At 34.8% G+C, this 14331-nt stretch carries 16 protein-coding genes and 1 pseudogene; 10 read left to right on the top strand and 7 right to left on the bottom strand.

From position 1 onward, the window contains the following. Positions 1–88 precede the first annotated feature (88 nt). The 3 genes from ACU8YW_RS16265 to ACU8YW_RS16255 are packed head-to-tail and all read left to right on the top strand — an operon-like array spanning position 89 to position 2015. Complete coding sequence (locus ACU8YW_RS16265; protein ID WP_097906976.1) at positions 89–328, top strand: PLD nuclease N-terminal domain-containing protein; 240 nt, start codon at positions 89–91, stop codon at positions 326–328. Beyond that, the gene (locus ACU8YW_RS16260) at positions 325–1230 is read left to right on the top strand and encodes an ABC transporter ATP-binding protein (protein ID WP_426934010.1); all 906 of its coding nucleotides are present in this window, start codon (positions 325–327) and stop codon (positions 1228–1230) included. The genes ACU8YW_RS16265 and ACU8YW_RS16260 overlap by 4 nt, the downstream gene beginning before the upstream one ends. Then, positions 1227–2015 carry an ABC transporter permease subunit gene (locus ACU8YW_RS16255; protein ID WP_088064016.1) on the top strand — a complete coding sequence of 263 codons (789 nt, stop codon included), beginning with the start codon at positions 1227–1229 and terminating at the stop codon, positions 2013–2015. The genes ACU8YW_RS16260 and ACU8YW_RS16255 overlap by 4 nt, the downstream gene beginning before the upstream one ends. Positions 2016–2078: 63 nt before the next feature. On the opposite strand, the gene ACU8YW_RS16250 is transcribed toward ACU8YW_RS16255, so the two are convergent. The 3 genes from ACU8YW_RS16250 to ACU8YW_RS16240 form a co-directional block, all read right to left on the bottom strand. Next, on the bottom strand, positions 2079–3338 hold the full coding sequence (locus ACU8YW_RS16250; RefSeq protein ID WP_088064015.1) for a serine hydrolase domain-containing protein: 1260 nt from the start codon (positions 3336–3338) through the stop codon (positions 2079–2081). Between the two features lie 101 nt (positions 3339–3439). After that, positions 3440–4639, bottom strand: a complete 1200-nt coding sequence (locus tag ACU8YW_RS16245) for an MFS transporter (RefSeq protein WP_087984184.1) — start codon at positions 4637–4639, stop codon at positions 3440–3442. Positions 4640–4654: 15 nt separating this feature from the next. Next, positions 4655–5071: a MarR family winged helix-turn-helix transcriptional regulator gene (locus ACU8YW_RS16240; protein WP_046954781.1), complete on the bottom strand. Its 417-nt coding sequence runs from the start codon at positions 5069–5071 to the stop codon at positions 4655–4657. Between the two features lie 174 nt (positions 5072–5245). Between ACU8YW_RS16240 and phaZ the strand changes: the two genes are divergently transcribed. The 4 genes from phaZ (at position 5246) to ACU8YW_RS16220 (ending at position 7951) form a co-directional block, all read left to right on the top strand. Then, entirely contained in the window at positions 5246–6163 is a 918-nt protein-coding gene (gene phaZ, locus ACU8YW_RS16235; RefSeq protein ID WP_142291779.1) for an intracellular short-chain-length polyhydroxyalkanoate depolymerase, read from the top strand. A 60-nt stretch (positions 6164–6223) separates the two neighbouring features. Beyond that, positions 6224–6457, top strand: a complete 234-nt coding sequence (locus ACU8YW_RS16230) for a hypothetical protein (protein WP_088064013.1) — start codon at positions 6224–6226, stop codon at positions 6455–6457. 113 nt (positions 6458–6570) lie between these two features. After that, on the top strand, positions 6571–7767 hold the full coding sequence (locus ACU8YW_RS16225; RefSeq protein WP_088064012.1) for an MFS transporter: 1197 nt from the start codon (positions 6571–6573) through the stop codon (positions 7765–7767). Beyond that, positions 7751–7951 (top strand): NETI motif-containing protein, encoded by a 201-nt coding sequence (locus ACU8YW_RS16220; protein ID WP_000166305.1) that lies wholly within the window; start codon positions 7751–7753, stop codon positions 7949–7951. Before ACU8YW_RS16225 ends, ACU8YW_RS16220 begins: the two co-directional genes overlap by 17 nt. A gap of 101 nt (positions 7952–8052) precedes the next feature. Here ACU8YW_RS16220 and ACU8YW_RS16215 read toward each other — a convergent pair whose 3' ends face one another. Next, positions 8053–8463: a DUF4279 domain-containing protein gene (locus tag ACU8YW_RS16215; protein ID WP_088064011.1), complete on the bottom strand. Its 411-nt coding sequence runs from the start codon at positions 8461–8463 to the stop codon at positions 8053–8055. Between the two features lie 339 nt (positions 8464–8802). On the opposite strand from ACU8YW_RS16215, the pseudogene ACU8YW_RS16210 reads away from it, so the two are divergent. Next, positions 8803–9260, top strand: a pseudogene (locus tag ACU8YW_RS16210) (VOC family protein). A 130-nt stretch (positions 9261–9390) separates the two neighbouring features. On the opposite strand, the gene ACU8YW_RS16205 reads toward ACU8YW_RS16210, so the two are convergent. Then, positions 9391–10491 carry an S-layer homology domain-containing protein gene (locus tag ACU8YW_RS16205; protein WP_426934009.1) on the bottom strand — a complete coding sequence of 367 codons (1101 nt, stop codon included), beginning with the start codon at positions 10489–10491 and terminating at the stop codon, positions 9391–9393. A 397-nt stretch (positions 10492–10888) separates the two neighbouring features. Here ACU8YW_RS16205 and ACU8YW_RS16200 point away from each other — a divergent pair, with 397 nt between their 5' ends. Continuing rightward, positions 10889–11221, top strand: a complete 333-nt coding sequence (locus ACU8YW_RS16200) for a DUF3895 domain-containing protein (RefSeq protein WP_087984191.1) — start codon at positions 10889–10891, stop codon at positions 11219–11221. Between the two features lie 99 nt (positions 11222–11320). Here the strand turns inward: ACU8YW_RS16200 and ACU8YW_RS16195 are convergent, their stop codons facing one another. Then, positions 11321–12028: a DNA alkylation repair protein gene (locus ACU8YW_RS16195; RefSeq protein WP_088064009.1), complete on the bottom strand. Its 708-nt coding sequence runs from the start codon at positions 12026–12028 to the stop codon at positions 11321–11323. A 349-nt stretch (positions 12029–12377) separates the two neighbouring features. On the opposite strand from ACU8YW_RS16195, the gene ACU8YW_RS16190 reads away from it, so the two are divergent. After that, positions 12378–12836 (top strand): hypothetical protein, encoded by a 459-nt coding sequence (locus ACU8YW_RS16190; RefSeq protein ID WP_088064008.1) that lies wholly within the window; start codon positions 12378–12380, stop codon positions 12834–12836. 184 nt (positions 12837–13020) lie between these two features. Here ACU8YW_RS16190 and ACU8YW_RS16185 read toward each other — a convergent pair whose 3' ends face one another. Continuing rightward, on the bottom strand, positions 13021–14253 hold the full coding sequence (locus tag ACU8YW_RS16185) for an MFS transporter (RefSeq protein WP_088064007.1): 1233 nt from the start codon (positions 14251–14253) through the stop codon (positions 13021–13023). Positions 14254–14331: the final 78 nt, after the last annotated feature.

Here is a 14331-nt window from a genome sequence, read left to right as displayed (position 1 = left end):
AATGAGAATAATGTTTGCAATGCATCTGCTCTTGATTTATCATTATTATTATCAATAATGATAATGAGTTTAGGAAGGAATGATAAAAATGCAACTACATTATGGATGGAATGATCTTAAAGACATGGATATTATGGCGTTTCTCCCGATCATATTGCCAGTTATTGCAGTCGGGGTACTTTTAGTTTTCATTGCACTAATTGATTTATACCGACATAGAAAAACAAGAAAAAATGTACTTGTATGGGCGCTAATTATTCTTTTTGTTAACGTATTGGGACCTATTCTATACTTTGTTATAGGGAGAAAGGACGGTGAGAAATTATGAAATTAGAGATTAGAAATGTAACAAAATCATTTAAAGGGAAAATTGCTGTCAATACTTTCTCGATGGAACTGCAATCAGGGGAATGTGTAGGGTTAATCGGACCAAATGGAGCAGGGAAATCTACATTAATAAAAGTGATTTCGGATATTATTAATCCAGATGTGGGTGAAGTGTTATTGAATGGGATAAAAATATCAAAAATGAAAAGGGAAATTGGCTACTTACCACAATACCCTAATTTTTTTCATTGGATGACAGCGCGAGAAACCCTTATGTTTATGGGGCAACTTTCAGGGATGAAAAAAGAAGCATTGTCAAAGTCGATATCAAAAATTTTGGAGAAAGTTGGATTAAGTGGGGAAGAAGATTCGAAGGTGAGTACCTTTTCTGGTGGAATGAAACAAAGACTCGGTATTGCACAAGCATTACTGCATAAACCGGCGCTTATTGTCATGGATGAGCCAGTATCCGCATTAGATCCAATAGGTAGAAGGGAAGTATTAAATCTCATTGAAGAAATAAAAAAAGATACGACTATTTTATTATCAACCCATATATTGAGTGATGCAGAAGAAATCTGTGAACGATTTGTCATGATTAAAGATGGAACAAAGATAGAAGATACAACAATTACTGAGCTTTTACACCGTAATAGCGAAAATAAATTAATCATTGAAATTACAGCTAAAGATCGAGAGTGGATTGACGTTGTAAAAAATTTGCCTTATGTGAAGGATGTAGAAGTGATTGGACTTAAAGTCAAAGTGAAGGTTGAAAGTATCAAAATAAATAAAAATATGTTACTGCAAAATGCACTCGAACATAAAGTGGACATCGTTAAGTTTGAAATAAACAACGATACTTTAGAAGAAATTTTCTTGAAATTGGTGGTGCAAAAATGAATAACTCAATGATATTGATAAAAAAAGAATGTGTTCAAATGTTACGTGATTTTAAGATCATTTGGCTACCAATTGTTTTTATATTTTTAGGGGCAACACAGCCAATAGTAACGCATTACTTACCATCCATTTTAGGAGCATTAGGTGGAGGGCAGGGAATTACCATCGATCCAAGTATGACATCACAAAAAGGAGGCGAAGTATTAGCGAGTACTTTGGGGTCTCAGTTTGATCAGCTCGGACTTATGATTCTAGTGATTTCTATGATGGGTGCTATTCAAACAGATAAAGCTAACGGTATGTTGGCCTTTATTTTAACGAGACCTGTTACGGTTACTTCATATATAGTGGGGAAAATAGTATCAAATTATGTAATAGTAGCGCTTAGTGTAATGATTGGATACTTTACCTCTTATCTATATACAAACTATCTTTTTACTGTTGTTCCGTTTTCGCACATGATTACTGGATTACTATTTTATTTAATTTGGGTTCTTTTTATCGTATCTTTCACAACAATGATAAGTGCTATTTTTCACAGTCAAGGTATTATTGCACTAATTTCAATTGTTGTTCTTTTAGCTTGTAGAATAATCGTCGGTTTGAGTCCAATAATAGATCAAGTTAATCCAGCCAGTATGAGTAAACACGCAATGGAAACGTTAGTCACAGGGGGAGTGAATGCAACTGCAATGGTCAATGTACTACTAACGATTATTTGGATCTTATTGACACTCTTCGTGACAAATTATTGGATTGCTAATAAAAAATTCACGTATGAATAAGAAAAGAATAATCGTGATGAGGGGATTTATTAAAATAAATACCCCAATAAGAAGAAGCTTCCACTACTGTGGAAGCTTCTCTAAATGATGTGCAATATCAATATACATATTTGAGTAGACTGAATGTATTTCATTACTTGGCGTAGCGTTAGAAGAGAAGTGGACAATGACCATATTTGCTTTCGGATCGATGTAAAGTGTTTGTCCGTAACTACCTAACACTTCAAAAGCACCTTGTTCATTGTGCGGAATCCACCATTGATTATGATAAGAAATGGAAGCTCCAGGGCCAACTGCAAGTTCACCTTCTTGGACATTTTTTATATCTTTAGTAATAGAAGAAGGGAGAATTTGTTTTCCATTATATTCCCCGTTGTTTAATAGTAATTGCCCGAATCTAGCCATATCTCTAGCAGTTGCATTTAAACCAGCGCTAGCTTGTTCAACTTTTGTTTCATCGGTGACATAATAAGCATTTTCTTCCATACCAATTTGAGACCATATGCGTTCGCTAACATTTTCAGCTAATGATTTACCCGTGATAGTTCGAATAACCCAAGCGAGTGTTTCGGCTGATCCGTTATCGTAAGAAAAATCGGAACCAGGCGTTGCAGTTTCTTCTGCTTCTCGTAACATATCATAAATTTTCATCGGACCGTCGTAGTTTTTACCTCTAGGTAAAATATTGCTCGCTAAATATAGTTGTGCATCTTGATTTTCTAACGCTGGATGTTCGTATCCGTGAGTAGGGTATTCTACAGAAACTTGCATGTCCATTAATTGCTGAAGTGTGGCATTACCGAACGGTGTATTTTTTAATTCTTTTATATATGCGTCAGCTGTTTTTTCTAAGTCAATACGATTTTCTTCAGCGAGAGATTGTATAATTGCACCGGTAAAAACCTTTGCTAATGACGCCATGCCATGAGGTTCACTCTCGTTATACCCGTTGAAATATCGTTCATAAACAAGTTGTCCATTGTGTACAACGACAAAAGCATCCGTTTTGTTATCGTCTAAAAGTTTTTTTAGAGGAGTTGTATTTCCAAATCTACGCTCCACAGCAAAATCGTCTAAGTTTTGTGATGCGGTAGAGAAGTGGGAAACGTGATCCGGGTTATTATTTACCTCGTTAATTAAAGTGAATTCTTTCATATGTGTGTACGACCAACGTAAGTAAGGATCATCTAACCAATTTTTTTTCGTCACGTTATTTTTTGATGGGATTGTTTTATTATGTTTGAAGTATGTAAAACCGAGCCCTGTAATTACAAATATGAATGTGATTATGAGTAAGAGTAGGGGAGATTTTTTAAGTTTCATATCGGTCCCTCCTTTTTTATTTCTATTATAAGTATACGCTTCTATTAAAAGAAATACAAAATAAGGAAAGTAAACGGGGAAGTTTACTTTCCTTATTCATGTTAAGCGGAAACTTTTCCATCTGTATGTTGTTTCTTGAATTTTTGTTTTCGTCCGTGTAATCCATAATATAGAAGTAAAGTGAAGGCAACGATAATAGCTGCGATAAAATACATATTATGGTAACTGGATTTCGCTGCGACGATACCTAAAATGAAAGAACCAAAGCCAATACCACTATCAAAGAATGAGAAGTAAGTAGCTGTCGCAGAACCACGTCGGTGGTTTGGAGCGGCAGAAATCGCAATCGTTTGGAAGCTAGGAATTAATGTCCCGTAGCCTAAACCGATTAGCATACCTGCGCCAAGGAACCAAAATGAAGTTTGTGCTTGGCTTAAAATAAACATCCCAATTGTGAAAATAATGATAGCAGGGTAAACAAGTACATTTTCACCGAAGCGATCAAAAATCTTTCCTGTAAATGGACGAGAAATTACAACAACAAGTGCGTATACAATAAAGAAGTAACTAGCAACTTCTCCTAAACCGATCTCTTTCGCATAAATAGGAATAAAGGATAAAATGCCACTATAAGAAAAGGCTAAAACAAATCCTGTCAGAGCGATCGGAATAGAGGATGGTTCAATTAAGTCCTTCCATTTCATTTTTTCTCGTTTTTGTTTGTTCACTGGTGCTTCATGCGGAATATTTACAAGTAGTCCTAATAAAAATGCAAGCAATGAAAATACGGAACAAACGATAAATAGTACAGTAAATGAAAAATGAGAAATAATTGTTAAACCTAAAAAAGGACCAATTACCATCGGCAGACTCATGAATACGCCGAAATAGGCAAGTGCTTCGCCTCGTCTATGAGCTGGCGCAACATCTGTGACAATCGTACCAGTTGCTGTCGTTGCCATACCGAACCCAATACCATGTAAGAAGCGAAGGGCAAGTAATAAAAATAAACTTTGCGCACCGAAATACATAACAGTAGCAGCTAAAAATAATGAAAGTGAAATAAATAATATTTTCTTTCTTCCTAAATCATCGAGCCATTTACCTGTAAATGGTCTACATAAAACAGATGAAATAAGAAAAACAGTTGCAACTAAACCAATTTCCTCAGGTTTTCCTTTTAGGCCGTCTATTACATAGACAGGCAGAGTAGTCATAAGCATGTAAAATGTTAAGAAGAGAAATAGACTACTAAAACAAGTTCCGAGGAAATCCTTCGTCCAAAGTTTCTCACTTTGCATCGTCATCCCTCCAATTTAATCTAAATTTTTAATAATTTGTTGTAACACTTCAAATGCTTGATGTAAATCATCTTCGTTAATATCTTCTAGTGTTTTTTCTTCGAAAGTATCAACTTCTTCTTGCCATACCGGAATCATTTTTATCGCTGTCTCTGATAAAGAAATGAGCTTCTCACGACGATCTTTTCCTTCTGTACGAATAATCCAGCCCATCGTTTCCATACGTGTTAACGTACGAGTCATCGTTGGTGATTCAACATTTAAGTACTGGCACAATTCTGTTTGCGTACAAGAACCGGTTTGATTAATGCGGAAAATAACAGCCCATTGCGCACTGAATAGCCCAGTTGGAGATACGCGTTCATTAAATTTCTTTGTGAATTTTCGAGAAGTCTGGCTGACAATGTGAAAAAAATGTTGTTTTTCGTCCATGTATTTTGATCCTTTCAAATTAGTTACCTAGCTAACTATATACTTTTTCATTATAATTGTCTAGTAATAGACATGTTGATTTATGTAAAAATTTCGTATAGGTTTTATGTTGCGAACGTATATTCTGCATGCTATTCTTTAAGTAAGTAAAGAATTTTCTTTCTATTAAAAAGAATGGGGGAACTTGTGATGATTAAGCCTGCAACAATGGAGTTTGTTTCACTATCGAACGGAGAAACGATTGCGTATCAGGAAGTTGGAAGGCAAAATGCAGAAATTCTTGTACTCATTCACGGAAACATGACATCGTCACAACATTGGGATTTAGTAATTGAAAAGCTGCAAGACCGATACCATATTTACGCTCTTGATTTAAGAGGATTTGGACAATCAACATATAATCAATCGATAGATTCATTACAAGACTTTGCAAGAGATGTAAAACTATTTATTGATCAATTAAAACTAGAGAAATTTTCATTAATGGGCTGGTCAATGGGTGGTGGTGTTGCGATGCAATTTACAGCGAATCATCCAACTTTTGTTGAAAAGTTAATTTTAGTAGAATCAGTAGGCATGAAGGGATATCCAATTTTTAAAAAAGATATTAACGGGCAACCGATCGTATCAAGTTTAGTAAAGACGAAAGAAGAAATCGCGCAAGATCCCGTACAAATTGCTCCAGTGCTAGATGCGATAAAAAATATGAATAAATTATATTACCGTACAGTATGGAATCTATTAATATATACACATAATCAACCGGAACCGGATCGTTACGAAAAGTATTTAGACGATATGTTAACGCAACGTAATTTCGTAGATGTGAATTATGCACTCATTACATTTAACATTTCGGATGAACATAACGGGGTTGTAGAGGGAAATAAGCAAATTCATCATATTAAAGCTCCAACACTCGTCATACAAGGTGACAGAGATTATGTCGTACCGCAAGTAGTCGGTGAGGAATTAGCAAAACATTTGCCGAATGCAGAGTTGAAAGTGTTAGAGGATTGCGGTCATTCGCCGTTTATTGATTGTTTAGATGTATTTATAAAACATGTAGAGGATTGGTTAGAAGAGAAATAATCCCCGAAATGATAAGTATTGCATATACTATAACATTGTAGGTAAAAGGGGAGATTATCCATGCATCAGCCGTTCTTAATTGCGCATTCGCCATATAATCATCACTTATATACAAAAATAATGATAGCTCCGATGTATATGCAAGTTTCACCAGCTGTAGTTCCTTTACAAATGCAATACCCGCAGCCACCAATTGCTCATGCACAGCAATACGTGTATGAAACTGCTTTTTATAAACATCCGTATTTCAAGCAATTCCATAACAATGTGAAAGCGCAAGTATGGGAAGGATAAGAAGCTAAAGGATTCATTCTTTTAGCTTCTTTTTTATTCATAATATTCGTACACGCATTTGGAGAAACAGTTTATAATGAAAAGTGGAAAGCGTGAGAAGGAGAGGGAAAAGGATGTCGATGCGTTTTACTTTTTGGATTATGGTTGGAATTGTAGCAATCTCGGGTTTGTCACAAGGGATGCTTTTACCGGCCATTGCAATGATTTTTGAACAAGAAGGGGTAAGTTCAAGTATTAACGGTATTCATGCGACGGCATTATACATTGGGATATTAGTTATTTCACCGTTTCTTGAAAAACCGATGCAAAAGTTTGGAATGAAGCCAATTATCGTTATTGGTGGGTTTCTCGTTATTATTTCATTATTCTTTTTTACACAAACTTTTTCATTTTGGGTATGGTTTATTCTTAGATTTCTAGTTGGAGTCGGAGATCATATGCTTCATGTCGGAACACAAACATGGATTACGACAACATCAGACCCGAGTAAAATAGGGAGACAAGTATCGATATACGGTGTATTCTTCGGAATTGGTTTTGCCGTTGGTCCGTATTTAGCAAGCACTGTGCAGTACGGTCTTGCAACGCCATTTATTATATCTACTATACTTTGCTTAATAGGTTGGCTATTATTACTTCCAACGAAAAATGCATTCCCGGCGCAAGATGAAAGAGAAGTGAAGAGTGAATCATCATTTTCTCGTTATAAACAAGTTGTTGGATTAGGGTGGATTGCATTACTAGGACCACTTGCATATGGCGTACTAGAAGCAATGTTAAATAGTAACTTACCAGTATACGCGCTTCGTAAAGGATGGTCTGTATCAGATGTATCCTTCTTATTACCAGCGTTCGCAGTTGGGGGCATTATTACACAAATTCCACTCGGTATATTAAGTGATAAATACGGAAGAGATCGTATTTTAACGTGGACGTTCAGCGTAAGTACGGGCATTTTCCTACTTGCAGCAGTATTTGATCACTATTACTGGATCGTCTTTGCCTGTATGCTGTTAGCGGGTATGGTCATTGGATCATGCTTCTCACTAGGTCTTGGATTTATGACAGATTTATTACCGAGACATTTACTACCAGCAGGTAATATATTATCTGGAATCGCCTTTAGTTTAGGAAGTATTATGGGACCTGTATTAGGAGGCGTATTTATAGAAAAAATACAGTATACAAGCTTTTTTATTGCGGTTATGATTATAATGGGAATTCTCGCAATGGTATATATGGTCTACATGAAGAATCAATTCGCATCAAGAAAAATAGAAAGTAGGTTAGGGCATGACAAAACAACCTAATAAAAAGAAATTTGAAGTACTCGAAAACGAAACAATTACAGACTGCTTAGCACGTATGGAACAAGAAGGCTATGCACCGTCTCGTCGTATGGAAGAACCAATCTTTCATGAAGTGAAGAAAAACGGCAAAACAGAAGTTGAACCGTGCGGTAGAAAGATTGTCTTTGAGGGGAAATTGAAGTAATACGTTATATAAAAAGAATTTGCTTTTGGGTACAAACAAGATAAAACATAAAGTCACATAAGAAAACGCTATTGATTCCAATATCAATAGCGTTTTTATTTTTAACAAATATATAGATCAAAATGAATTTCTGCTTGAATGGAACTAACAAAATCAATAATGTTTTTTTGTAAATACATCGCGGGTGATTCGTTATTCTCCACTTGCATTACTACCATAAAAAGAAACTCTAAACTATACTTCTTCTTGAGATGTTTTAATTGCTCTGTTTTTCCTTCAAGGGATTTTAGAATAACTTGCAACTGATTATTTATATCGTATGATTCTTGATAGCCGGTGCTGAAAGTCCAATTAGTTTCTTTTCTATATAGGGTTTTGGTGGATACAAGATTCGGATTATCACGTTTTGCAACAACATCACCTTTTTTATAAGTTCTTGTAGGCTCGATACTTAGGGCGTCGGTAATTGCTTCAACAGGGAATATATTACCCGTTGCACTAAAATAAGCCATAACTTTTGTTTTATCCAGAATGGCTCCTCCTCTATTATTAAGATGTTAATCTTATTACATTATAAAAATTTATGAATGTAAATAGAATTTTTATCCTGCTATTTGTGGGCAGCAAAGCTTCTAATGGGAGAAAAGTAGGTGAGAGCCAATTTTTCATAAAAGCTCACTAGTTCCATTGTATTGAATTCCGGCGTTGAGGCATTAGTTAAAGATGGATACCTATACATTTGTAGGACAGAACAATTATACAAAAGTAGGATGCTTAAAAATATAAATATTTGTATGATAAAAACAAAATATATTTTAAAAATCAGAATGTAGAGGAGAGGGAAATATATAATGATACAAAGCATATATGAAACTCATTTACATGTAAGAAATTTAGAAAAGGCGATAGATTTCTATCAAAATAAGTTAGGCTTAACAGTAGCAAAAAACTATCGAAAAGACGAGTTGCGTTCTTTTGGATAGGCGAAAATAAAGAGCAAATGCTCGGATTATGGGAAGTACATACGAATGAAGAGTTTGAGACGAAACACTTCGCTTTTCGTGTAGATTTAGAGTTTTTAAAGATTTCTAAATTATGGCTAGAGAAGCGTGGAATAGAGGTAGTAGGGAGTCAAGGGAAAGGAAATCGAGAACCAATTGTCCAAAGGTGGATGCCAGCTGCAAGTGTATATTTTCTAGATTGTGATGGAAATAAATTAGAGTTTATTTCTATGTTACATGATGATCCAGATGAATTAGAATATGCAACGTATTTAAGTGAATGGGATGCGGAGCATCAAGAAAAATAAAGTTTAAACAGTAGGAGTTATATAGTTTTGGATTATATTAAATAGATAGAGACAAATAAAATCCCTCAAGAAAAAGCACGTTCTTGAAGGATTTTTTATGCTTTATATATTTTATATTGCTTGTAACTTATTAATTGAATTTATTTTTAGATATTTCAGCGCGTTGAATATAACCATCAGAGAAGCTGAAATAAAGAGAATAGCTTCCTCGATTATATATAAAGCCTTCACTAGTCATATCCTCTCCGATTCCATCTGGCTCACCAAACCACTCTTTTAATTCATTAATAGTGATATCCATTTTCACTGAAATATATCTAGCGTCCGAAGGGTACATGTCAATATTATAATCGCCGTATACCGCTATATTAGGTGCATCACATTCTGTACATGATGCTTGCTTCCAAACATCAGGCGCTCCAAATTCTTTTTTCACTTCAGATATATCTTTACCTAGTGCATCTAATTTAAATGGACCAAACGTCCCATTCTGTAAAGCTGTTGTTAACATTTGTTTCATTTCTTCTTTTGTATTGATGTTGAAATTATAAGATCGGTTCTTGGCTATTGCATTATAGAAAAATTGTGCATATTGCTCACGCTTCACAATCATGTTGCCATTAAAATTACCTGATTCGTCACCTTGTGCTATACGGTTACTACGCACTGCATTTACAGATTCATAGGCCCAATGACCTTTTGGTACATCTTTAAAGCTCCCTTGTCCTTTTGATTCTAAATGAAATGCTTTTTGTAACACTACTGCCATTTCATATCGAGTTAATACATCATCTGGACGAAATGTACCTGATCCATCACCTGTCATAATTCCAGCTTGCGCAATGGCTTTAATATCCTTTTCAAACATATGATTTGTAATGTCACTAAACATATTCGCCTGTTTATCATCTGCTATTAAACCTAAATGTCGATTGACTAAAGAAGCTACCTGTCCTCTAGTAACATTGTCCCCAAAACCAAATTTCCCATTTCCGTATCCTTTATAAATTCCTGCTGACGCTAAGTAATCGATAGCATCTTTTGACCAGTGGTCCTTTGGTACATCTGTAAATACAACGTTCGCATTGCTAGCTACCTTATAGCTATTTTCATTACCGCTTGTTTTCGTAGTTGTTTCTGCATTTACTGTACCTACCATCGTTGTAGTTGCTAATGCTGCAGTGATTATGAAACCGAAAAATTTTTTAGCTTTGCTTGTTTTCTTGCCCATTTGCGCAAGCCTCCCCAGTTTAATTTAACTTTATTAAATATACGTATTACACATTTAATATAACTAAATGCATGCATCGTAATTATAACATGTAAATTATAATTATTTGTCATTTATTTCCGCAATATGGATAAATTTTTGATAATATAACTGAAAATGTAATATTTGGATAATGGATATTCAGCTCTATTTAATAATGGTATATACAGTAAAACATTCTGCTTTCCAATCTGTAATAGAAAACAGAACGTATATTTGGTATAATCGAAACATACTATATGAAACGATGTACATGAGTTTGACATTTACGTAATAAGGTAAGTACTACATAATAATAACTACGCTATAGAATTCAGTTCATGTTATACAAATCAATCGTTAGAAAGGAAAAGAAGTAATGAATCAAATTTCATTTGAAGATTTATTTGAAGAAGAAAACAAACCAGAAAAGGTGGAGGTAGCTGATATACCAGTACCTTTATCGCCATTGCAAAAAGATATATTGGAATTAGTGGATTCTGAAGAAATAAGTACACTTGAGCTATGTGAACAATTAATACGATCCGGCAAAATATCAGATGAAAGATTCACAACGAATAAGCCGAAAGCATATGGACAAGTATGCTTAGTATTAGAAGATTTTGTTAAAGAAGGAAAGCTTATTTTTGTCAAAAGCGATGAGAAAAGAGATAGGGTTTATAAGTTAAAAGAAGAAGTTTCTAACATATAAGTTGTCCAGAGGTAAATGAATGTTTTCTAAGAAGAGAGTTCAGTAGTCAAAGAAAAAGGTGGTATCAATCAAGAAAGATTGATACCACCTTTTTCTTTTTTAACATCTTACATACTTACGTTTGAAACCAAGTCTGCCTCTATCAAGTTCTTTCTGAATACTTTCGGAAGCATTTAGCAAACTGCTTTTTTTATTATCACGTTTTACTTCAACTATACCAACTTCTTTTGCAATCTCGACTGCCTTTTCGTGTAGTGGCACATATGAAATTGCTACAGTGTTTAGAAAATTATTCATAGCGGATTTTGTTCGTTCTGGTGAATCATGGATCGTATTTTTTACCATTTCAAGCATAGTGGAAATTTTGCTTTCAGAAAACTCATTGTCTTTGCGATTTCCTAAAAGCCAGCAGTAGCAACTCCAGCCCGCTGACATTCGTAGCTCGTCTCCACTTGCAATCCATTTATCAGCAACATCTTGTGCAATATTTGATTCTGATAAAGTTACTGCCACCACATAATCGGACAACATATAAAAATATGCTCCGTCTATCCAGCGATCAAAATCAGACTCACTCATAGCTTTCGGGTCTGCAATAATGCCTGCAAAATACATAGCATCGTAGTTGCCTGTCGCATACAGTTCTTCAGCTAACTCTTGGTTTAATTTTATTTTTTTAGCGATTGGTTTCATAGCGCCTGTAGCTACGCCGAAAACTGGCTCGTGCGCACCGTTAGATATGTATATTTTTTTCGTTCTTTCCTTACCGAGGGATTCAAGCTCTTGCATAACTGTTTTTAAATCCATAGCTGTGCACTTCCTTCCTTCATATAAAAATCATTTTAATTGCGATCATCTAGTTTAAATTTTTTATCATGTCTTCCATACTTCCTAATTTTAAATCTTATGTGAGTAGGATGTCTACTTTCTGTAATTTATCGATAATTCAGTTATTGATTTTGAAATTCTAGCTATCTATAATTGTAAGGGTACTATATGAAAGTAGACGGGAAGGAAATACAGAAGTATAGCTTTTTACATAGATTGTTGGGATGAAAATAATATTTTACCTTTGGCTCTTTCTCGGTATTATCATGTTATTATTTGGAAAGGGGATAAATGGAATTTAAAGTTAAACATGTGAGGTTGGTTATAAGTGATAAAGAAATTTACTAGAGTAGTATTAACTGCAATTATGCCAATTGGTATAATTGCGGGTTGTGGAAATACTGAAAAAACTGAAGCAAAAGAGCCGAAAGCGGTACAATCGGAGAAAAAGGATTATACGGATTACTCGTATGGAAGCAAAGGTATAGTAGTAAGCGGCAAAGCGAAAGAACGTCAACAATACGAGGTTGGATATATGGATGACAATAAGTTAATTGGAATTGATGAAAATATTGAGGATTGTATTATTTTAGATAATAAAGATGAAGCAGGTCTCGTTTGGAAACAAATAGAGCGTGGGTCTATTATTGAAGTGCAATATGGTAAAGACCGCAATGATATTGTAGGCGTACAATTAGTAGGAGATCGTGAGCCATACGAAATTAGTGATAAGTTTGATCGGAATACGATAAACGAGATTGTCGAAAACGTTAAAGGGAATTTGTAATAGATGTACTTCGCTAGTATAGGATTTATTATTATAAAATGATGAATCGCATATGTGAAAATTTAGAATCAACGGCATTTTTTATATGAAAATGCCGTTGATTTGTGTTAAAAAGTAAATGCTATTCTATAGTCTTGTAGAAAAACACGTATGAAACATAAATGAATTATTCTTCTTTTAGCTGTTATGATCGCCGTAAGGTTATTATCCAAAATAAAAGAGCACAAGCACTAACAGATACACCTAATATGCATACTCCATCCCAACCATATTTTGCATACGTATTTGTTGAAAGAATTGCACCTGTTGCACTACCGATAGAGTAAAAAATCATGTAACTGGCAGTGAGTCGACTTCTCGCTTCAGGACGCACTGTGAAAAGCATACTTTGATTGGTGACATGTACAGCTTGCACCGCTAAATCTAAAAGGATAATTCCGAAAATTAGTAATAATAGAGAATGGTTAATAGATTTAATTAGGAGCCATGAAAGTACTAATAATGATAAGGCTATGCCAGTTGTTCTTTGTCCGAATCCTTTATCAGCTAATTGTCCAGCTTTAGTAGCAGCTAATGCACCTGCAACTCCAGCAAGGCCGAATGCGCCAATAGCTGTATGAGATAGATTATGTGGTGTAGCACTTAGAGGTAATACTAAAGAAGTCCATAAAATACTGAATGAAGTAAAAATGAGAAATGCTAGTATTCCGCGAACGCGTAAAAGTCGTTCTTCTACAAATAATAAGAGAACAGAGTGTATTAATTTTCGGTAAGACATAGTTGTCACTTTTTTAAGTTTAAGAGTTGGTAAGTTCCGGTGTAACAAAACAGTTACGAAGAGTAAAAGAATAGCGGAGGTGAGATAAACGGATCGCCATCCAGCTAAATCTGTTAATGTGCCTGCAAATGTACGAGCAAGGAGAATACCTATTACAACACCACTTGTAACGAAACCTACTATGCGTCCACGTTCTGCTGGATTAGCTAAAATTGATGCATATGCGACGAGTGTTTGCGTAACCGTTGCAAGAATACCTACTAAGGCCATACCTATAAAAAGTACGGTGCTTGAGGAAGCGCACCCGATTATAATTAAAGCGAAAACAGATAAAAGCATTTGGAGAATTATTATTTTCTTTTGGTTTAATAAATCACCAAGTGGAACTAATAAAAGTAAACCGAGTGCATAACAAACTTGAGTAATAGTAATCACAATACCGATAGTTGAATGACTAATCTTAAATTCATTTGACAATGAATCAAGTAGTGGATGAGCGAAGTATATATTTGCTACAGCCATCCCACAAGCGATTGCGAATAATAGAGTCATATAGCGAGACATGGTTGCATGAACAGGTGGATGTATCTGAGTGTGAGTATGTTTTAGAATGGGCATCATTTTTTCTTTACTATTCATAAAAACAGCTCCTTTTTGCATTACTTACAAATAATGTACCGAACGGTATGTTATTTGTAAGTAAAATATAATCTCGAA

It is taken from the genome of Bacillus pretiosus, from assembly GCF_052947655.1.
The sequence above is the reverse complement of the archived record's forward strand: the minus strand, read 5'-3'. Positions and strand labels throughout refer to the sequence as shown.